Genomic DNA, 20,233 nt, shown 5'->3' with positions numbered 1-20,233 from the left:
TTCAGTATGTTGGGCACTTTGCAATAGGGTATAATGCCCCTATGAAAGAAGAAGCTCCCCAAAAAGTACGTTTTGTAACGGTTGAAGCCGACTTGGCTGGTCAACGTATCGATAATTTTTTGCGCACCCAGCTAAAAGGTGTGCCGAAAAGCATGATTTATCGCATTTTGCGCAAAGGTGAAGTGCGGGTGAATAAAGGTCGTGTTAAGCCTGAATATAAGTTACAAGCCGACGATTTAATCAGAATTCCACCGGTTCGCGTGTCGGAAGGTGCGCCTGCGCCATCGCCAAAGCTCGATAAAATTGCATCATTAGAGTCGCATATCCTTTTCGAGGACGACCGTATACTTGTTATCAACAAGCCATCGGGAATGGCAGTTCACGGAGGAAGTGGCTTGAGTTTTGGTTTAATCGAAGGCTTAAGAGCCTTGCGTCCCGATGCCAAATTTATGGAATTGGTACACCGATTAGACCGTGACACGTCGGGCTGCATTTTAATTGCTAAAAAACGTTCTGCCCTTCGCCACATGCATGAGCAGCTTCGCACTGGCAAAATGGACAAGCGATATAATGCGCTAGTTGCAGGTGAGTGGCCTAAAACCCGATTTAAAGTTAAAGCGCCGCTTCGTAAAAATGTGCTGCAATCGGGTGAGCGCATGGTAAGTGTAAGCGACGATGGCAAACCGTCAGAAACTCGCTATCGCATATTAGAGGAATACGCAGGTGCAACCTTGGTTGAAGCGTCGCCTATTACAGGTAGAACCCACCAAATTCGCGTTCACTGTTTGCATGCGGGTCATCCTATTGCTTGTGACCCAAAATACGGTGATGCGGATTTCGACGCGGCAATGCGCCAAAAAGGGCTGAACAGACTGTTCCTTCACGCTCGCAGTATTTCACTGCTGCACCCAGCGACTGAAGAGCGCGTAACATTTACCGCGCCATTAGACGACACACTCTCAAATACACTTAAAGCGCTGTAAGTTATGCATTCAAAAAAACAGGCTGTGGAAACACAGCCTTTCATTTCGTTAGATAAAACACTGCCTAAGTACAAACTTGTTATCTTCGATTGGGATGGCACGCTCATGGATTCGGCGGCAAAAATTGTTAGCTGCATGCAGCTTGCTGCAAAGCAGTGTGATATGCCTGTTCCTACCTACGATGAAGTAGGTCACATTATTGGTATAAGTTTAAAGCCTGCCATTAAACAGCTTTTTAATATCAAAGACGATGAGTTAGCCGAACGTTTAGTCGCCGCCTATAAAGAGGCATTTGTCACTCGCGATACAACGCCGTGTCCTTTGTTTGATGGCGTTGAACAGTTACTTAGCAATTTGAAAGAAGCGGGATGCACATTGGCCGTTGCGACAGGTAAAGCGCGCCGCGGTCTTGATCGAGCGTGGGCACAAACAGGGACGGGACCTTTCTTTAGTGCGTCACGTACCGCCGATGAGGCAGAATCAAAGCCTTCGCCCGATATGCTCCTACAGTTACTTGATGAACTTAGTGTAAAAATAGAAGACGCCGTGATGATTGGTGACACAACCTACGACATGCAAATGGCGAAAACGATTGGTATGGATAGGATAGGTGTGTCATATGGCGTTCACGCGCAGGTTCATTTAGAAGCGTTGTTACCTGTAGCACTTGTACACTCTATAAGTGAACTAGAAACAGCGCTATTCAAATAGCGCTGGTTTGTAGCACTGCTTTGATACAACTGCTCTGACAGAATTAATGGCTTACTGTGCAGCCATTGCTAATAAATCGACATCGAAGTGTGCGCCCAGTAATTCATTTAGCAGCATTATCGGAAGACCGATTAAACTGTTAGGGTCGCGGCTTTCTATTTTATCGAACAGTAATACACCCAAACCTTCGCTTTTAAAACTGCCGGCGCAATCGAGTGGTTGCTCTTTATCTACATAGGCGCGAATGGCAGTTTCACTGTTATGCCGAAAGAAAACGCGTGTTTCATCTACCTGCGTTATCGTTTTATTGGCGCTAGGTTGGTGAAGGCAAAGTGCAGTATAAAATGACACTTGCTTACCTTGGCATGCCATTAGCTGGTTTACTGCATTTTCAAACGTGCCAGGCTTGCCAAGTAGCTGCGGGCCCGCATCGGTTTGGACCAAAGCTACTTGATCACTACCTATAATAATGGTGTCGTTATTTACCTTTTCTAATTCAGCGGCAACCTTGTGCGCCTTTTGTTCGGCTAAACGTAAACTCAATGCAGTAGGGCTTTCGTTCGCAAAGGGCGTTTCGTCAATATCTGGTGCGTGGGTGTCTACCTGAATACCAATGTTGGCGAGCAACATTTTTCGGTATTGCGATGATGAGGCAAGAACAAGGGAGGCCACAATTACTCCTTTTATAAAATCAATATGTTGCGTACTTTCAGTTAGTAGTACAATGTTACATTATCACTGCGTACCACATACAGCGTTTTATTGTAGGTTAAAACGCAATTTTGCTTTGACAGGAAGGGGTTGACCCTATATCATGCGCGCCCTATGCAGAAAGTGAAACTCCCTCATTCGGTTGAACCGACTAAAAGTGCCATGAAACGTTCCGATTACCGGGGCGTGATTGCGTCTAAAGATATGGAACGATTGAGTGAAGCAGTTGTCCGATGCAATGACTATGTGGACGCAGAAGTACAGTTTGAAAAAGACGCGCAGGGTCTTACTGTCTTTCACGGCCATCTAGCCACGCAGGTAACACTTATCTGTCAAAGGTGTAATGGTGAACTCGATTATCCCGTGGAAGCGGAATTCTGTTTTACTCCAGTGCAGGGAGAAGAACAGGAAAGCGATGACATCATTCCCGAGGCTTACGAACCGGTAGAGGTCAACGACCACGGAGAAGTTAATCTGCTTCAAATTTTTGAAGACGAGCTACTGTTATCTTTGCCAATTGTGCCCCTTCATGCAGAGTCGGAGTGTACAGTGAAGCAGGACGATATGTCGTTTGGAAAGATTGAACCGGAACAAGAGCGACAAAACCCTTTCGCGGTTTTGAAAGAACTTAAGCGAGACCAGGAGTAAGTTATGGCAGTACAACAAAATCGTAAAACGCGTTCTAAGCGCGGTATGCGTCGCTCACACGATGCATTGACAGGCGCGACTTTGTCTGTCGATTCAACGTCGGGCGAAACTCACCGTCGTCACCACGTGACCGCTGACGGTTATTACAAAGGCAAAAAAGTAATCGGCGCGTAATACGGCGACTACATTTTGTCTAAACTAACCATCGCGTTAGATATCATGGGGGGCGATCATGGTCCCCCTGTTATCCTTCCCGCAGCCGTAAAGGCTATTCAACTTCACCCAGACGTGCACTTCACGTTATGCGGTGATGAAGATACCATCAAAGCAGGTATACAGCCCCTTACCAACGCTGAACGCAACCGCGTTACTATTGTGCACTGCTCACAAGTCGTTGAGATGGGCGAAGCGCCAACGTCAGCGCTACGAAGCAAAAAAGATTCTTCTATGCGTCGCGTTATTGAACTTGTCGAAAGTGGCGAGGCAAACGCGTGCGTAAGCGCAGGTAATACCGGTGCACTGCTTACCTTATCATTCTATTTGCTTAAAACCTTATCAGGCATTGATAGGCCCGCACTCATTAATATGATGCCTACAACAGGGCACCATAACGTATTTCTTTTAGATTTAGGCGCAAACGTGAACTGTACGCCTGAAATTCTTTTCCAATACGGCGTTATGGGCTCAGTGCTTGCGCAAGAGGTGGCGGGCATAGCATCGCCACGGGTTGCCTTATTGAACGTAGGCGAAGAAGATATTAAAGGTAACGCACAGGTAAAATCTGCCGACCAGCTTTTTAAAGATGCGCCAGGCATAAACTATATTGGTTATGTAGAAGGCGACGACATTTTCACCGATCATGCCGATGTAGTGGTAACAGACGGTTTTACTGGAAATGTAGCGCTTAAATCGAGCGAAGGGCTGGCTAAGTTAGTGATAAACGAGGTAAAACGCCAGTCACAGAAGAACTTTTATACCCGATTATTGGCAAAAATTGCCTTCCCATTACTGAAATCTATCTATAACAGCGTGAACCCCGACCAGTATAACGGTGCGAGTCTGATAGGATTGCGCGGCATTGTTATCAAGAGTCACGGAAATGCACAAAAAGACGCCTTTTATTACGCCATCGTGCAAGCAATGAAAGAAGCAAAGATGCATTTACCTGAAAAGATAAAGACAAAGATAGAAACGGTATTGTTGGAGCAGCTTTGAGCAAATATTCACGCTTTATAGGAACAGGTAGCTATTATCCCAGCGACGTGCGTACAAACGCAGATTTAGAGCAAATGGTGGACACCAGTGACGAATGGATCACTGACCGTACCGGGATAAAAGAGCGACGTATTATTGGAGCAGATGAAACCGCTGCTACCATGGGGGCAGAAGCCAGTAAGAAAGCCATTGAGATGGCTGGCATTGACCCGAAATCTATCGACATGATTGTGTGTGCCACCACGAGTGGTCGCTATGCGCTTCCAAGCACAGCATGTGAAATTCAACGCATTCTTGATATTGACGGTATCCCTGCATTTGACGTAGCTGCTGCATGTGCAGGTTACTGCTACGCATTAAGTGTTGCCGATCAATACATTAAGTCAGGCATGGCGAAGCGTATTCTTGTAGTCGGTACCGACTGTTTGAGCCGCTTGATAAACCCTGAAGACAGAACCATGGTTATCTTGTTTGGCGATGCGGCAGGCGCAACGATTATTGAAGCGAGTGATGAACCTGGCATTCTTTCCACACATATCAACGCATCAGGCTCTCATGGCGATTTGCTGTACGTGGGTAATCCAACCCGTGGTGACGAGCAGTCGGTTCACGAGAACTGGGGTGTGATGCGTGGTAATGAAGTCTTTAAGGTTGCGGTAACCAAGCTTTCAGAAGTGGTAGAACAAACCCTTGCTGCCAACGGTATGCAAAAATCTGATCTTGACTGGTTAGTACCTCACCAAGCAAACTTTAGAATTATTAAAGCGACAGCTAAAAAGCTGAATATGTCTCTTGATCAAGTAGTGCTTACGTTAGAGCAGTATGGTAATACCTCTGCTGCTACTGTGCCTACAGCGCTTGATACCGCTATCAGAGACGGGCGCATTCAACGCGGACAGCACTTATTACTAGAAGCATTCGGAGGCGGATTTGCTTGGGCATCGGCGCTTGTACGCTATTAGCCTTGCAGATATTTGCCTCGTTAAGGGGCACTCCAACTCCGACGTTTTCTCGCTTCTAGTAATTTAAAAATAATAAGGAATCGACATGACAAAGACAGCCTGTGTATTTCCAGGACAAGGTTCTCAAAGCGTAGGTATGCTAAAGGAACTTGCTGAGACTTCTCCGATTATCGAAGCAACGTTTAAAGAAGCCTCTGACGCGCTCGGCTACGATCTGTGGGATTTAGTCCAAAATGATACAGACGGTAAACTTAACGAAACCCATATCACTCAACCAGCGTTACTTGCTGCTAGCGTAGCAATTTGGCGTGTTATTCGCGAGCAGGGCATCGATGTAGATTACCTAGCGGGTCACAGCCTTGGTGAGTACTCAGCATTAGTATGTGGCGGCGCCATGGATTTTGCTGATGCTATCAAGCTTGTGGAAGCCCGTGGTAAATACATGCAAGAAGCTGTACCAGCAGGTGCGGGTGCCATGTATGCCATTATCGGATTAGACGATGCCGCCATTGCGGATATTTGTCAGCAAACTGCTATTGCTACAGGCGATGTTGTTGCACCAGTTAACTTCAACTCTCCAGGCCAAGTGGTTATTGCAGGGGAAAAGAACGCCGCCGAGCAAGCTGCTTATGCGTGTAAAGAAGCGGGCGCTAAGCGCGCACTTCCTCTTGCGGTAAGCGTTCCTTCACACTGTGAGTTAATGCGTCCTGCAGCAGACAAGTTAGAAGACGCGTTATCGTCATTGAACGTTAATGAGCCTGCAATCAATATCGTGAATAATGTTGATGTCACTATTGAAACCCAAGGTGATGCAATCAAGAACGCATTAGTGAGACAACTATATTGCCCCGTTCAATGGACGCGTACTGTTGAATACTTGGCGGCAGCGGGCGTTGAGCGCGTTATTGAAGTAGGTCCTGGTAAAGTACTTACTGGATTGAACAAACGTATCGACAAGAGCCTAGAATCTCTTGCAGTTAATACACCTGATGGTGTTGAAGCATTAAAACAATAAGGAAACGCAATGAGTCAATTAGACGGTAAAATTGCGCTTGTTACCGGCGCAAGCCGAGGTATAGGCAAAGCGATTGCTACGCAGCTTGCACAGCAAGGTGCTACGGTTATCGGCACAGCAACCAGTGAAAATGGTGCACAAGCAATTAGCGATTATCTTTCTGAATTCGGCGGCAAGGGCTTTGCGCTAAATGTCACCGACAAAGAAAGCGTAGATACCACGATTAAAGCGATCAATGAAGCACATGGTGGTATCGATATCTTGGTCAATAATGCCGGTATCACACGTGATAATCTGCTAATGCGCATGAAAGATGACGAGTGGCAGGACATTATCGACACCAACTTAACCTCAATTTTCACACTGTCGAAAGCGGTACTTCGCGGTATGATGAAGAAGCGTTTTGGTCGCATCGTGAATATTGGTTCAGTGGTGGGCAGTGCGGGTAACGCCGGACAGGCAAACTATGCTGCAGCGAAAGCAGGGGTCATTGGTTTTTCTAAATCTATGGCGCGTGAAGTGGCTTCTCGTGGTATTACCATCAACGTTGTAGCGCCTGGTTTTATCGATACCGATATGACAAAAGCGCTGACTGATGACCAAAAAGAAGCCATTTTCAAAGATATTCCGGCTAACCGATTAGGCGAGCCTGATGAAATTGCAGCCACTGTTGCCTTTTTAGTAAGCGATGGTGCAGCCTATATTACAGGCGAAACTATCCATGTAAATGGTGGTATGTATATGGGGTAAATTCGCAAAAATTGCGAATTTTCCTTAGTTTGGGGTGGTATTTACCCGAACTTGGATGTAAAAATAGTATTTTACGAATTTCGAATGTCGCTGGTTTGACCAGAAAATTTGTTTAAACTGGTGCTTGCAAGGATGCACCTTGCAAAATAAACTAGCGGCACTTTTATTATCTAGTGACGTTTAAGGGAAACCTAGAATTATGAGTAACATTGAAGAACGCGTTAAGAAAATCATCGTTGAACAACTTGGCGTGAAAGAAGAAGAAGTAAAAGCAGAAGCTTCATTCGTTGACGATTTAGGCGCTGATTCACTTGACACTGTTGAGCTAGTAATGGCTTTGGAAGAAGAATTCGATACTGAAATTCCTGACGAAGAAGCAGAAAAAATTACTACTGTTCAATCAGCAATTGATTACATCAACGCTAACAAAGACGCTTAAGTCTTAAGTAGCGACAAAACGGCTCTTCTAACAGAGCCGTTTTTGTATCTCCTACCTTAGTTCCAAAGCGAGGGCTTTTTGTGACAAAACGTCGCGTAGTGGTTACTGGTCTTGGAATGCTTTCACCATTAGGTCTTAATAGCGAAGACACATGGCGCAAATTGCTCGCGGGCGAAAGCGGCATCGGTGAAATCACCCATTTCGATTGTAGTAACTATTCAACCCGTTTCGCAGGTCAAATTAATGATTTTGATCCGCAGGAATACATTGAAAAGAAAGAAACCAAGAAAATGGACCGCTTTATCCAGCTGGGTATAGCAGCAGGCAAGCAAGCCTTGGTCGATTCTGGTTTAACTATTTCACAAGATAATGCGCATCGTGTAGGTGTAGCTATTGGTTCAGGTATTGGTGGTTTAGAACAAATTGAACAAAACCATTTGAAACTGACAAATAGCGGTCCTAAGCGCGTATCGCCATTTTTTGTACCTTCAACCATTACCAACATGATCTCAGGCTTTTTGTCTATCATGGAAGGGTTGAAAGGACCGAATTTAAACGTTGTGACTGCTTGTACAACAGGCGTTCACAACATTGGTATTGCCGCAAGAACAATTGCTTATGGCGATGCTGATGCCATGCTGGCCGGAGGCGCAGAAGCGTCTATTACTCCGCTAGGCATGGCTGGTTTTGCCGCGGCACGTGCGTTGTCATCTCGCAACGACAACCCACAAGCAGCAAGCCGCCCATGGGATAAAGACCGCGATGGTTTTGTCATGGGTGAGGGCGCTGGCGTGGTAATGCTAGAAGAATACGAAGCTGCAAAAGCGCGTGGCGCGACCATTTATGCAGAACTGGTTGGTTTTGGCATGAGCGGCGACGCATACCACATGACTTCTCCACCTGAAGATGGAGAAGGTGCGGCAGCGTCTATGCAAAACGCGATAAATGATGCGAAGTTGGATGCAAGCGAAATCGGCTATGTTAACGCACATGGTACGTCTACGCCTGCAGGTGACATTGCGGAAGTGGCAGCAGTAAAACGCGTGTTCAATGACCATGCTCACAAGCTACTTGTTAGCTCTACCAAGTCAATGACAGGCCATTTGCTAGGGGCCGCCGGTTCAGTTGAGGCAATTTTCACTATTTTGGCACTGCGTGACAAAATGGCGCCGCCAACCATTAACTTGGACGAACCAGGTGAAGGCTGTGACTTAGACTTTGTTGCACACAAAGCAAAAGCATTCAATGAAGACTACGCACTGTGTAACTCATTCGGGTTTGGCGGTACGAACGGCTCATTGATTTTCAAGCGTATCTAATACGGCGTAATTAATATAGCGTACTTATCGCTGATCAAGTGAACTTCACGTATATTTAAAAGGCAGCTTCGGCTGCCTTTTGTTGTTTATACAGTTATATCTCACAGTAAATATCATAAAACTCAGGTCTCTTTGAGCACAGCTACAGCCAAATCAATTCAGCTAGACGTTGTCTGACCAACGCAAGTTGGTATACTTCCAACAACCACAATAACGGCGAACAAGAGTAGGCAGTGAGAATTATTCCTAGCGCTACGCCTATTTCATCAAGTGACAGGGCGTTTAATTATGGCGACGGTGTGTTTACCACATTGTTGGTAAGTGATCATCAAGTAGAATTATTGCCTTATCATATTTCACGTTTAGAGCACGATGCGGCAGCCATCAAGCTCAATATTGATATCCGCGCGCTTGAAGCCGCAATTGCTGAACAGGTTAAGACGATAAAGAGCGGTTCAGGTGATAACGCTTCTCCAAAATATGTGCTAAAAGTTCACGTGTCGGGAGGTCAAGCCGGAAGGGGGTATGCGCGAAGCGAAGACAGTGAAGCATTAGTCAGATTTAGCCAGCACCCTTACCCTGTCCATTACGATAGTCTTGCGAATGAAGGGGCAACGGTAATATGCGCTCAAACGCGGTTAGCCATTCAACCATTGCTTGCGGGTGTAAAGCATATGAACAGGCTAGAACAAGTCTTAATTAAGCACGAAGTAGACGACGCTGGCGTACACGATGCTATTGTTTGCGATACCCAAGATAACATTATTGAAGCGAGTGCTGGCAATGTATTTTTCTACCTCAATGAACAATGGTATACCCCGTCTTTGAAGGGAAGCGGTGTCAATGGCGTAGTCAGGCAGTGTCTTATTGATTCGCTGTTAAACGACAATTGTTCGCTTCACGTGGGGGAATATGACCTTTCTTATTTGCGAAAAGCGAGTGCAGTGGTAATTACCAATGCACTAATGGGCGTAATGCCGGTACAGAAAATACAAATGCCGGATTTCTCTTATGTCGATTTTGATGTAAGAAGCGATGCGATTGTAGCGCTAAAGACACGGCTTCAGACTGCGCTTCAAAATTAACTAAAACGCACTTCTCACAACGGGGTTCGTCAACGTTTTACGAGCTTCACCATATTAGTAGTAAAAAGAAATAAAATGGAATGTAAAGCAATGAAGAAAGGGGAAGTTCAAGCATGAAGCGGGTAATTGTCATTTTATTATCTCTTTTCATGCTTGCCGTTGTTGGGGCAGCCTCTGGCGTAATGTATGTCTCGAGCAAGGTTACCGATGAACTAGCATTAAAAAGTGAAACCTTATTTACGATAGAGAGCGGCAGTAACGCTTATCGTACCGTGAAACACTTGCGTAAAATAGGCATGACCGATGTGTCGCCCTTTGTTGCTAAGGTGTGGCTCAAATTCTTTGCAGGCAGTACGTCTGTTAAGTCTGGCACCTACATGCTGCGCCCAGGGCAGTCACTAGTAGATGTGTTTACCTTGTTTACTGAGGGCGATGAGCATCTCTTCGCAGTGAGTTTAGTCGAAGGGCTAACCCTTGCACAGTGGCTTGAGGCGCTTAAACAAAACACAGATTTGGTGTTTGATTTAAACGACAGGAAATTAAACCAGCTCACTCAGGATAATGGCGTAGATTGGTGTTGCGAAAATGTTTCGCAGACAGAGGGCGTATATTTGGCTGATACGTATTTCTTTACCAAAGGCACAACCGCAAGCGAGGTATTGAAAAGAGCACACCGCGCGCTAATTGACTTTGTCTCTAGCGAATGGGAATTACGGGATGCCGAACTGCCGTTAGCCACACCTTACGAGGCTCTTATCTTAGCGAGTATCATTGAAAAAGAAACGGCTGTGCCTGCGGAACGTGACATGATTTCAGGCGTTTTCGTCAATAGGCTAAACAGAAATATGCGTCTTCAAACTGATCCCACCGTGATTTATGGTATCGGTCCTACGTTTGACGGAAACATTACCCGTAAGCACTTGCGAACAGCAACGCCTTACAATACCTATGTTATTAAAGGGCTCCCACCTACGCCTATCGCGATGGCAGGCAAGGCCGCCATTCACGCTGCGTTGCACCCACTGACAACGGATGCACTCTATTTTGTGGCGAAGGGCGATGGCAGCCATCAATTTTCTACGACACTAGCTGAACACAATGCAGCTGTGCGAAAATACCAGTTAAGACGATAGCCGTATTGATGCAGACAACCGATACGTTATAGCTAAATAAAAACAGAGTTTAAAAAGTAATGCGCGGAAAGTTTATTGTAGTTGAAGGCCTTGAAGGGGCAGGAAAAAGCTCAGTGATTGGGCTGATTGTTCAAGCATTAAAAGGTGCAGGAAAGCGCGTTGAGCAAACTCGTGAGCCAGGCGGCACACCGATGGCAGAAGCCATTCGAGAATGTGTAAAACACGACTGGGATGAGACCGTGAGTGAGGAGACTGAACTACTTCTTATGTATGCGGCGCGTGTGCAATTACTTACCAATAAAATCTTACCATCACTTGATGCTGGTGCGTGGGTGGTAGGTGACAGACACGACCTGTCATCTCAAGCCTATCAAGGCGGTGGTCGGGGCGTCAGTGGAAAAACAATGTCGGCCATCAGCGATATCGCCCTTAAAGGGTTTAAGCCAGATTTAACTTTATATCTGGATGTCGAGCCTGCGGTTGGACTAGAGCGCGCCCGTGGGCGAGGGGAGCTTGACCGCATTGAGCAAGCGGGGCTCGCCTTTTTCGAACGAACTCGTGCAAAATACTTGTCTCTTGCTAAGCAAGATGAATCTATCGTCGTGGTCAGTGCAATGCAGCCTATGGAAAAGGTTCATCAAGACGTGATTGCGATTATCAATGACTATGTGACGAACACAAGTAGCGAAAGCCAGCAGGGGAAAGGTTAATGCAAGTAATGCCTTGGTTTGCTACAACGTTCTCGACGTTACTGTCGCGATATATGGCAAAGAAACTACACCATGGTTTATTGCTGACAGGGCCAAAGGGAATTGGAAAATACCAACTCGCGTTAGGGTTAAGCAATGCGCTATTGTGTAAGCAGCCAAGCATAAATGGGCCATGTGAACAGTGTCAAAGTTGCCATTTGAAGCAAGCTGGAAACCACCCAGACTTTCATGTTTTAGAAAGTGAAAAGCAGTTAGGTGTGGATAAAATTCGCGAGGGCATTGGTAAGCTATCAGGTACTGCGCAAATGGGGGGCAATAAAGTGTTGTTGATTCCCCGTGCCGATACCATGACGGAAGCGGCAGCTAATGCACTGTTGAAAACCTTAGAAGAACCCACAAATAATACCTTCTTGCTGCTGATCACTGACAGTATCAATAAAATTATGCCGACCATATTAAGTCGATGTGAACGGCAGATACTCTCACTCCCGTCAGTGTCAGATAGTTTGAACTACTTAAACGCTAAGGGCGTAGAAGATGCAAGCGAAGCGTTACTGGCAGCTTATGGCTATGCTCCTCTTCGCGTAGAAGAGGCCCTCAGTGGTGAAGAAGACATTAGCTATCGCAATTTTAGCGATGGTATGCAAGCGCTCTTAGCAGGCGATGCAAATTTGCAAGTACAAACGCTTGCGAATAAGTGGCAGGACAATGCGCCTCAAATCGCATTGTGGTGTCAACAGATGGCCCATGACGAATACATAAAACGTCAACAGGCTGTTGATTTTAAACGCTATGAAGCGTGTGTTGATGCGGTAAGAACGCTGCAGCACGCAGGTGTTAACAAATCAATGGTACTTTTTGGGTTACTAAAGCAATTTCAACGTTAATAGGCAAACGCTGGCTTGTCGAAGCCCTTTTGTCTAACAGCAATTTTTTAAAACAGGTGTAGTTTGTTCGTAGATTCTCATTGTCACTTAGACCGACTTAAGCAAGGGCCAGAAGAGCTGGCTGAAACCTTAAATTTCGCAAGAACCCGAGGTGTTGAACACTTCCTTTGTGTGTGCGTATCTGTTGGTGATTACGACAGCATGTTAGCAGCTGTAAGTCAGTTTGAAGATGTATCAGTATCTTGTGGTGTGCACCCACTACATCAAGATGAAGCGTGTAGCTATGAAGAACTGTTAGAGAAGGCGCAGCGTGAAGAAGTGGTAGCCATTGGCGAAACTGGGCTGGACTATTTTTATAGTCCGGAAAGTAAAGAAGTCCAGCTAACGTCTTTCGTCGACCACATCAAAGTAGCTAACGAAACTAAAAAGCCGTTAATAATTCATACGCGGGATGCAAGGGAAGACACCATTAACTTACTCCGCCAACACAAAGCTGCGCACACCAAAGGTGTTTTGCATTGCTTTACTGAGTCATTAGACATGGCGCTGGCAGCAATAGAGATGGACTTCTATATCTCTATTTCAGGCATCGTAACCTTTAATTCAGCAGATGAATTGCGTGAAGTGGTAAAAGCGATCCCTTTAGAGCGACTACTTATTGAAACTGACTCACCATGGCTTGCGCCAGTTCCTCATCGAGGTAAACAAAACCAACCAGGTTACGTGGTAGAAGTGGCAGAATTTATTGCTGAGCTTAAAGGCGTGACGGTAAAAGAACTAGCGGAAATTACCACGCAAAACTTCTACTCCCTGTTTTTTTTAGCTGCGAAGAAGAAAGCCGCGTAGCGGTAAGTATAGGCGATTTTACTCTCGGAGGTGGTTATGCCCCAGTGGCGACAAGGGTTGACAAAGAGTCTTCACCAAACCCGCAGTATGCCAGAAAGTCGTTACTTTCAGTTAGCTACTGTGGACGGTAGTGGTGTACCGTACTGCCGTACCGTGGTTTTTAGAGGGATCACCGACGACAACCAACTGGTGGTTATTTCTGACACCCGCTCAGATAAATATGACCAGCTTGGCCAGAATCCTCACTCGCAGGTTTGTTGGTATTTTTCTAAAACCAGGGAGCAATATCGCTTCTCTTGTACTGCAACAATAATAACGTTACATCAAGATGCTGACTTAGTTACTCAGCACTGGAATAAATTGTCAGATGCAGGCAAAAAGCAGTTTTTGTGGGGCGAGCCCGGCACGCCAAGAAACGATGGTTCGGCACTACAGGTTGAAGGGGATTTTGGTGTAGTTCCACCTCATTTTTGCGTGATCATGCTAGCTATTGATAGCGTAGATTACCTGAATTTGAGAGGTAACCCTCAAAGTCGAGAGTGGCATCAAAAAGACGGAAATGGCAACTGGGTTAGCCAGTCATTGATACCGTAGGTAACCACCTCTAGTCTCTAAGTAGGCACATATTAAGTGCGTGATACTGCCTATTCTGGGCACCACCTAAGTCAGCAGTATACAAACCGGCGACCTAAGCAAAAAGTAAGCCCTCTCTAGCTCGGATAGACGCGATAACGCATTGGCAAATGAGAGGGCGCCGATCACCTAGAAAAGTCGCTCACCTAGAAAATATGAGAAATTGGTGTATCACCTTTGAACAAATAGGTGATTAAATCATCATTGCTTTCTCTTGCAACGCTTTCGACAATAGCTGTCGCTACATCTTCTCTTGGTATTACAGCATCGTCCCTATTGCTTGGCATATCGGTTCGTACTAAATGCGTGCCCGGTTCATTTAATAAAGTGCCAGGTCGAAGTATTACGTGATGTAAGCCGCTATTAATTAGATGCTCGTCGGCCATGTGTTTGGCAACCAAATATGGTTTTATTGCTGACTCCACGGCGTCAGGATCGTCTGCACCAATAGAACTAACCATAACAAATTTGGGTGTCCCCGCCGCTTTTGCATAGTTAACCGCGTTGCGGGCCGCCCAAAGATCAATCAAAAGTGTTTTATCTGCGCCGGTGCTACCGCCAGAACCTGCTGTGAATACCGCAACGTCCACACCTTCAAAGTGTGCTGAAAAATCTTTTTCTAAATCCTGCTCAACCACTGTGAGGTTGGCATTTTGGATATCTGACAGTTTGTCTGGGCTTCTTACTGGCGCTACGACTTTGTGACCAGCATCCAACAATTTCACTGTTGCTTGCTTACCAATTTGGCCTGATGCGCCGATTACTAATACATTTGCCATGTTTTCATCCTCCTTGTGGGTGATATCGCTCATCTTAAGCTACTTAAGAATTCACAATACATAGGTGGGTAAAAAGGAAAGCGATCAATTACTGCGATAAAATGCATGACAAAACGTTTGCCTGCATGCATTGCCATTTAAACGGCAATGCAATGGGGGGAAGAGAAACTAAAGGGTACGATGATGAGCCAGCGGCTATTTTATCACCGCATTTCGGCCTGATTCTTTGCCGACATATAGCTTTTTATCGATGGCGTGGATGCAAGCCTCGACGCTATCGTAATCTCGTATATCCGCTACACCACAGGTTATGGTAGCCGATACAGAGTAGGGGGGAGCATCGATTTCGTAATCCGCGACAGTTTTACGTAGCTTTTCTGCCACCCAAAATGCTTCTTGTACCTTTAATGAAGGCAGCAATATAAGAAACTCCTCACCGCCCCATCGCGCAATTACGTCACTTTCTCTTAAACTATCTTCCAGGATCCTAGCTATTTTGACCAGTACTGTGTCACCCACATGATGACCGTATTCATCGTTAATACGCTTGAAGAAATCAATATCAACAATTAGCAAGGAGAAAGTATGATTATGGCGCTTATAATTTTGCCATGCTGCCTTGGCTCTTTGTGTAAAGTAGCGACGATTTTTGAGACCCGTCAATGCGTCCTGAGTTGAAAGCTGCGTTAACTTTTCTACGACCGCCTCTAAGTCTCGGGTTTTTTCCTCAACTTTTAGTGCAAGTTCAGCAGAGCGCTTTTTCAACGATGCTATCCTCAGCCACACCATCGATGAAATCAACAGCATGCCTAGCAGGGTAATCGCCACACGCCATATAGGCTTATCCCACCATGGTGGAACTACAACTATTTCAAGTTGCGCTGCATTGGTGCTCCATTCATTCTCTTGATTTATAGCTTTAACAGTGAAGCGGTAGCGTCCTGGGTCCAAGTTGGTGTAGGTGGCCGTTCTTGTCTTGTAGTCAGTAAAGCGCCAGCTGTTCTCAAAGTCTGCGAGTTTATAGGCATACGTAAGTTCGTTTGCATTCATATAATCAGTGGCGGCAAATTCAATCGTGAGCGCAATATCATTATGTTTAAGTTCGATTACCTCGTCTAGGCGCTGTCTTTGCTGATAGGTTGTTCCGTTTTGCTCGTTCCTACTCACCGTTTCAACGTTTGTGAGGTGCACTCCAGGTGACCACTTTACATTTGCCACTTGTGAGGGAGTAAATTGTGTTAAGCCTTCCGCTCCACCAAACATTATTGTGTTATTTTCAGTTACGGTGACAGAGCCAATATAGTAACCCGTAGACAGTGCGCCGTTTTCTGCACCGAAATAAGAAAGGGTAGACAAGTCAGGTGCTAAATACGCAATCCCTTCAATTGTAGAGATCCAAAGTCCATATTCATCATCTTCAACAATTGCCCCGATGGATACATTGCTCAATCGACTTTCAGGCTTAATTTGTGTCACTTTAATCGTTGATAAATCACTGCCTTCTTTAGACATAAAGAAGAGTCCAGCTGCTTGCGTTCCAACCCAATAACCACCGCGTTTTGACTGAGAAATCCACGTCACTACAGTTTGATCTGATATCTTGTCCGTAAACTCACTGACGCTGGTCAAGTCTCCAGTCAGTTTATTCGCAACAAATAAACCGGATACCGTACTTAACCATGCGTTTTCATTGTCGTCCAAAACAATTCTCGTTGTCAGCGACAATGGCCATTGCTTTATTACCCTATCTTCTGACGGGCGATATACAAACAGCCCATCGCTGTAGCCGCCATACCAAATGTCTCCGTCATCATCGATATTAATGCTGTAACCCGACTTACCATTCAGCGCAACAAATTCTAGGTTTCTGGTCTGAGGGTTCAGTTTGGCGAGGCCTGTGCGTGTGGTTACCCATAATGCATCGCTTTTCGTATGATAAAACACGCTCAACAGCTTATCGTTAGTGTCTTCGCTACTCGCAAATGCACCATTGGAAGTAAATGGGCCTTCTTGAGTTTTACTTATCGTGTCGTAAAGCCAAAGGCCCTTTTCGTTCGCTACCCATACTTGGTTATCTTTGTAATTCGATAAAGAGGAGATGATTCGTCCTTCGCCTATTTCCTGTGAGTAGAAGTTGCTAAGCAGAGGGTTACTGATCGCAAACCCATCGTCTGTGGTGCCAACGACAACCAGCCCAGCTTTCGTTTGATAAAGGCTTGAAATTCTCTCTTTGGCCGCATCTTTCTCGTTAATCGGTGCACGCAGCACAGAGTTGGGGTTATGTGACGTTAAAATATTCAGCCCACGCTGAGTAGAAACCCATATATCACCGTTGTCCTTTAATAAGATGTCTGTAACGTAGTTATCAGATAATCCGTGAGTTTCAGAGGTACAGCTTTTGTCGATGGTAGTGCTTTGTTCGTCGGGATTGAACAAACATGCGCCGTGGGTAGCGGTGCCCAACCAGAATCGAGATTTCTCTGCTGCCACCAGTCGAGTAAAGTTCATGTTTTCAAAAGCCACTAACTCAAGAGACTTCTTAAACGGATCAAGTTTATAAAGGCCCGAGGTGGAAGTGACATAAAGGGTGTTGCCGATAAGTTCTATGTCTGTCAGCGTACTCGTGGTACTGGGAAGGTAGCTGACCAGTTCTACACTGTCTGATTCTGGAGAGTATGTGTAAAGGTTTCGCTCAGAGACTATCCAAAGCTGGCCATTGTGGGTGGTCTTGATCCTATTAATTACCTGTTTATTGAAAGGCTCTGACGCCGGTAACGTGTAGTGCTTGAACGACTCAGTATCAACATCTATACGGCTCAGCCCGCTGTATGTCCCCACCCACAGGTATTGACCGTCTAAGCTTGCCTCTATCTGAAGGGCGAACAGGGTCTGGAGGCCTGTTGACTTGTCTTCACCCCACAAGCCGAAGTTTCGAAATGTATAGCCGTCAAATTTATCGACACCAGACTGCGATGCCAACCACAGAAAACCATACTTATCTTCCGCAATATCTGAAATGGATACGTGGGCGATACCACTATCCATATTGTAGGAGTGAAACGCTGGGGCAATAGGTTTCGCGCGTGCAGGTAGGCTGCAAGTTGCAGTAAAAACTATGAAAAGCGAAAGTACCAACAGGGTGCGCATAATATAATCAAAAATTACATAAAATTTATACACTAACGTTACGCTAATCTACCGCTCTTACAATGGTACAAAAGTTTAAATTCAACAAAAAAAGCCTCGAAATTCGAGGCTTTTTGGACTGCATTAATTATGTTAGCCAGTGGCTAATCATAACGGATATAGTTACCAGCCACACTGGCGTGTAGCATTTTGCTCATCTAACCACGTTTTTAGTGGCGCAAAGTAGTCAGCGATAGTACTGGCATCCATTTGCGATGAGCCTGTCAGTGTTTCTAACGCATTTTGCCAAGGTTGGCTCATACCCATCTCTAGCATTTCGTTAAGTGCTTTACCGGCTTCTTCACTGCCGTAGATAGAACAACGGTTAAGCGGGCCCTCATCACCTGCAATGTCACACAGTGCTTTATGGAACTGGAATTGAAGGATATGCGCTAGGAAATAGCGTGTATAAGGTACGTTCGCAGGCACGTGATATTTTGCACCCGGATCAAACGCGTCGGCGCTGCGCTCAACAGGCGCCATCACACCCTGATACTTTTCTCTCAATTCCCACCATAGTTGATTGTATTGTTCAGGTGTTACTTCACCTGACATCACTTTCCAGCGCCATTGGTCAACCATCAGACCAAAGGGAATGAAGGCAATCTTGTCTAACGCAACTTGCATTAACATACCGATATCGTTTGATGCGTCTGGGATCTCATCAATTAACTCGATTTGCTTAAGGTACTTAGGTGTTATTGATAAAGCGATGGTGTCGCCAATAGCCTCGTGGAAGCCGTCGTTTGCCGAACCACGGTAAAGAAGTGGTTGGTCTTTATAAGCGCGTTGATAGTAGTTGTGACCTAATTCGTGGTGAATAACGTTAAATTCTTCGCCAGTCTTTTGAATACACATCTTTATACGAAGATCGTCTTTGTCATCTAAATCCCACGCAGAGGCATGACACTGAACGTCACGGCCTTCAGGCTTTTGAAACATAGAGCGTTCCCAAAAGGTATCTGGAAGTTCTTCAAAGCCAAGTGATGAGAAAAATGACTCTGCTTGTTTAACCATGGCGATTTCGTCATACCCCTGTTCAGCTAATGCGCCTGTAACATCAGGAACTTTCATTTCTTGCTGAGGTTTAACGATATCGTAAATATTCCCCCACGACTGTGCCCACATGTTACCTAATAAATGGGCTGGGATTGGTTTGTCTTGAGGTACTACGTCTTCGCCATAGTGTTCACCTAGCTTAGCGCGCACATGGCAATGTAGTGACTCGTAGAAAGGCTCTACTTGCGTCCATAAGCGATCCAACTCCTTGGGAAATTCATCTGCTGGCATGTCGTACTTTCCACGCCACAAGGCGCTGACGTTCTCAAAACCTAGCTCTGTAGCACCTTCATTGGCAAGCGATACTTGTTCTGCATAGAGTCCTGCCATTGGTTTAGATACTTCACGCCAGCCTGTCCAATATTCTAGTAGCTTGTCAGCATCGCGTAGGGTGGCCATTTCAGAGCTCATTTCAACCAAGCTTTTGCACGTACCATCTTCGCTGCAATACTCACCAGAGCCGTACATGGCACTTAAGTCAGAACCAATTTTTGCAAGCCGCTCTGCTTTTTCCGCATCTGCCGGCGGCGGCATTGTTAAACTGTTTTTAAGTAGGTCAAGCTGTCTGCGGGTGTCGGCATCTACGTCTACATCGTTAAATTTCGCCGCTTCTTTAGCTAACTTTGCAACCTTGGTAGAAAGCACTTCATTAAAGTAAGCACTGACTGCTGCTGTATCGAAATTGATATTCGTGGCGTAGCTCCACTCGGCGTGCGCGGCAGGAACTTGCATTTTTGCAATATCATTTTGCGCCTGTGTTAAAAACTGCTTGGCGTCTTGTGCAGTGAGTTGCGGTTTAGTTTCTGTCTGTGTTGTACTTTCGTCACATCCCATAAGCGAAACGCTTACCAATGCTGCTATCAGAGTACGTTTGTGATTGAGCATACTTTGTCCTTTAATTATTGTGTTTTTTTACGTGAATCGACGTTCACATAGACATGCTCTTGCATTGTGTAACGCTGTGTTGCTTTTGTAAAATAAATTCGATATTACTCTCACAAAAGCACTGGCTTTTTTAGGCAATTTATAACTAGCAATGCGAACGGTTGGGGCCTATTTTTAAAGGGTATCCGGAATTTCTGGTTGATAAAATGCCAAAGATGTAAAGAAGAAAATCTTTCTCAGCGGATTATCTGATTGATCCTCTTCAGCCTACTCTACT

20 protein-coding genes are annotated in these 20,233 nt (G+C 45.5%); 16 read left to right on the top strand and 4 right to left on the bottom strand.

The window, feature by feature from the left end:
* Nucleotides 1-41: 41 nt before the first annotated feature.
* Nucleotides 42-983, top strand: a complete 942-nt coding sequence (gene rluC, locus MHN09_RS17910) for a 23S rRNA pseudouridine(955/2504/2580) synthase RluC (protein ID WP_014979112.1) — start codon at nucleotides 42-44, stop codon at nucleotides 981-983.
* A gap of 3 nt (nucleotides 984-986) precedes the next feature.
* Nucleotides 987-1,694: an HAD-IA family hydrolase gene (locus tag MHN09_RS17905; protein WP_014979113.1), complete on the top strand. Its 708-nt coding sequence runs from the start codon at nucleotides 987-989 to the stop codon at nucleotides 1,692-1,694.
* Between the two features lie 51 nt (nucleotides 1,695-1,745).
* Here the strand turns inward: MHN09_RS17905 and MHN09_RS17900 are convergent, their stop codons facing one another.
* The gene (locus MHN09_RS17900) at nucleotides 1,746-2,366 is read right to left on the bottom strand and encodes a nucleoside triphosphate pyrophosphatase (RefSeq protein WP_239241643.1); all 621 of its coding nucleotides are present in this window, start codon (nucleotides 2,364-2,366) and stop codon (nucleotides 1,746-1,748) included.
* 153 nt (nucleotides 2,367-2,519) lie between these two features.
* Here MHN09_RS17900 and yceD point away from each other — a divergent pair, with 153 nt between their 5' ends.
* The 14 genes from yceD to MHN09_RS17830 all read left to right on the top strand — a co-directional run bounded on the left by yceD (nucleotide 2,520) and on the right by MHN09_RS17830 (nucleotide 14,008).
* Nucleotides 2,520-3,053 (top strand): 23S rRNA accumulation protein YceD, encoded by a 534-nt coding sequence (gene yceD / locus MHN09_RS17895; RefSeq protein ID WP_014976324.1) that lies wholly within the window; start codon nucleotides 2,520-2,522, stop codon nucleotides 3,051-3,053.
* 3 nt (nucleotides 3,054-3,056) lie between these two features.
* The gene (gene rpmF, locus MHN09_RS17890) at nucleotides 3,057-3,227 is read left to right on the top strand and encodes a 50S ribosomal protein L32 (RefSeq protein WP_012518206.1); all 171 of its coding nucleotides are present in this window, start codon (nucleotides 3,057-3,059) and stop codon (nucleotides 3,225-3,227) included.
* Nucleotides 3,228-3,242: 15 nt separating this feature from the next.
* Nucleotides 3,243-4,268, top strand: coding sequence for a phosphate acyltransferase PlsX (plsX, locus tag MHN09_RS17885; RefSeq protein WP_239241642.1), 1,026 nt, complete (start codon nucleotides 3,243-3,245; stop codon nucleotides 4,266-4,268).
* A complete protein-coding gene (locus tag MHN09_RS17880) occupies nucleotides 4,265-5,230 on the top strand; it encodes a beta-ketoacyl-ACP synthase III (protein WP_014949212.1) in 966 nt (321 codons plus the stop codon). The genes plsX and MHN09_RS17880 overlap by 4 nt, the downstream gene beginning before the upstream one ends.
* 85 nt (nucleotides 5,231-5,315) lie before the next feature.
* The gene (gene fabD, locus MHN09_RS17875; protein ID WP_239241641.1) at nucleotides 5,316-6,245 is read left to right on the top strand and encodes an ACP S-malonyltransferase; all 930 of its coding nucleotides are present in this window, start codon (nucleotides 5,316-5,318) and stop codon (nucleotides 6,243-6,245) included.
* A 9-nt stretch (nucleotides 6,246-6,254) separates the two neighbouring features.
* Nucleotides 6,255-6,995 (top strand): 3-oxoacyl-ACP reductase FabG, encoded by a 741-nt coding sequence (gene fabG, locus MHN09_RS17870; protein ID WP_014976326.1) that lies wholly within the window; start codon nucleotides 6,255-6,257, stop codon nucleotides 6,993-6,995.
* Between the two features lie 199 nt (nucleotides 6,996-7,194).
* Nucleotides 7,195-7,434 carry an acyl carrier protein gene (gene acpP, locus MHN09_RS17865; RefSeq protein ID WP_012518211.1) on the top strand — a complete coding sequence of 80 codons (240 nt, stop codon included), beginning with the start codon at nucleotides 7,195-7,197 and terminating at the stop codon, nucleotides 7,432-7,434.
* Between the two features lie 80 nt (nucleotides 7,435-7,514).
* The gene (gene fabF, locus MHN09_RS17860; protein WP_014949215.1) at nucleotides 7,515-8,753 is read left to right on the top strand and encodes a beta-ketoacyl-ACP synthase II; all 1,239 of its coding nucleotides are present in this window, start codon (nucleotides 7,515-7,517) and stop codon (nucleotides 8,751-8,753) included.
* 233 nt (nucleotides 8,754-8,986) lie between these two features.
* Nucleotides 8,987-9,838, top strand: a complete 852-nt coding sequence (gene pabC / locus MHN09_RS17855) for an aminodeoxychorismate lyase (RefSeq protein ID WP_239241640.1) — start codon at nucleotides 8,987-8,989, stop codon at nucleotides 9,836-9,838.
* A gap of 113 nt (nucleotides 9,839-9,951) precedes the next feature.
* On the top strand, nucleotides 9,952-10,971 hold the full coding sequence (gene mltG / locus MHN09_RS17850) for an endolytic transglycosylase MltG (RefSeq protein ID WP_239241639.1): 1,020 nt from the start codon (nucleotides 9,952-9,954) through the stop codon (nucleotides 10,969-10,971).
* Between the two features lie 59 nt (nucleotides 10,972-11,030).
* Nucleotides 11,031-11,681, top strand: coding sequence for a dTMP kinase (gene tmk, locus MHN09_RS17845; RefSeq protein ID WP_014949218.1), 651 nt, complete (start codon nucleotides 11,031-11,033; stop codon nucleotides 11,679-11,681).
* Nucleotides 11,681-12,568: a DNA polymerase III subunit delta' gene (gene holB, locus MHN09_RS17840; protein ID WP_239241638.1), complete on the top strand. Its 888-nt coding sequence runs from the start codon at nucleotides 11,681-11,683 to the stop codon at nucleotides 12,566-12,568. Before tmk ends, holB begins: the two co-directional genes overlap by 1 nt.
* 63 nt (nucleotides 12,569-12,631) lie before the next feature.
* Nucleotides 12,632-13,414, top strand: coding sequence for a YchF/TatD family DNA exonuclease (locus tag MHN09_RS17835; RefSeq protein WP_239241637.1), 783 nt, complete (start codon nucleotides 12,632-12,634; stop codon nucleotides 13,412-13,414).
* A 36-nt stretch (nucleotides 13,415-13,450) separates the two neighbouring features.
* Entirely contained in the window at nucleotides 13,451-14,008 is a 558-nt protein-coding gene (locus tag MHN09_RS17830) for a pyridoxamine 5'-phosphate oxidase family protein (protein ID WP_156086316.1), read from the top strand.
* A gap of 185 nt (nucleotides 14,009-14,193) precedes the next feature.
* Here MHN09_RS17830 and MHN09_RS17825 read toward each other — a convergent pair whose 3' ends face one another.
* The 3 genes from MHN09_RS17825 to MHN09_RS17815 all read right to left on the bottom strand — a co-directional run bounded on the left by MHN09_RS17825 (nucleotide 14,194) and on the right by MHN09_RS17815 (nucleotide 19,956).
* A complete protein-coding gene (locus MHN09_RS17825) occupies nucleotides 14,194-14,826 on the bottom strand; it encodes an SDR family oxidoreductase (RefSeq protein WP_239241636.1) in 633 nt (210 codons plus the stop codon).
* A gap of 195 nt (nucleotides 14,827-15,021) precedes the next feature.
* Nucleotides 15,022-17,973, bottom strand: coding sequence for a ligand-binding sensor domain-containing diguanylate cyclase (locus MHN09_RS17820; protein WP_239241635.1), 2,952 nt, complete (start codon nucleotides 17,971-17,973; stop codon nucleotides 15,022-15,024).
* A 162-nt stretch (nucleotides 17,974-18,135) separates the two neighbouring features.
* Nucleotides 18,136-19,956 (bottom strand): M2 family metallopeptidase, encoded by a 1,821-nt coding sequence (locus MHN09_RS17815; protein WP_239241634.1) that lies wholly within the window; start codon nucleotides 19,954-19,956, stop codon nucleotides 18,136-18,138.
* Nucleotides 19,957-20,233 lie beyond the last annotated feature (277 nt).

The organism is Alteromonas sp. MmMcT2-5 (genome assembly GCF_022348315.1).
In the GTDB taxonomy this organism is placed as follows: Bacteria; Pseudomonadota; Gammaproteobacteria; order Enterobacterales; family Alteromonadaceae; genus Alteromonas; species Alteromonas macleodii.
The sequence above is the reverse complement of the archived record's forward strand: the minus strand, read 5'-3'. Positions and strand labels throughout refer to the sequence as shown.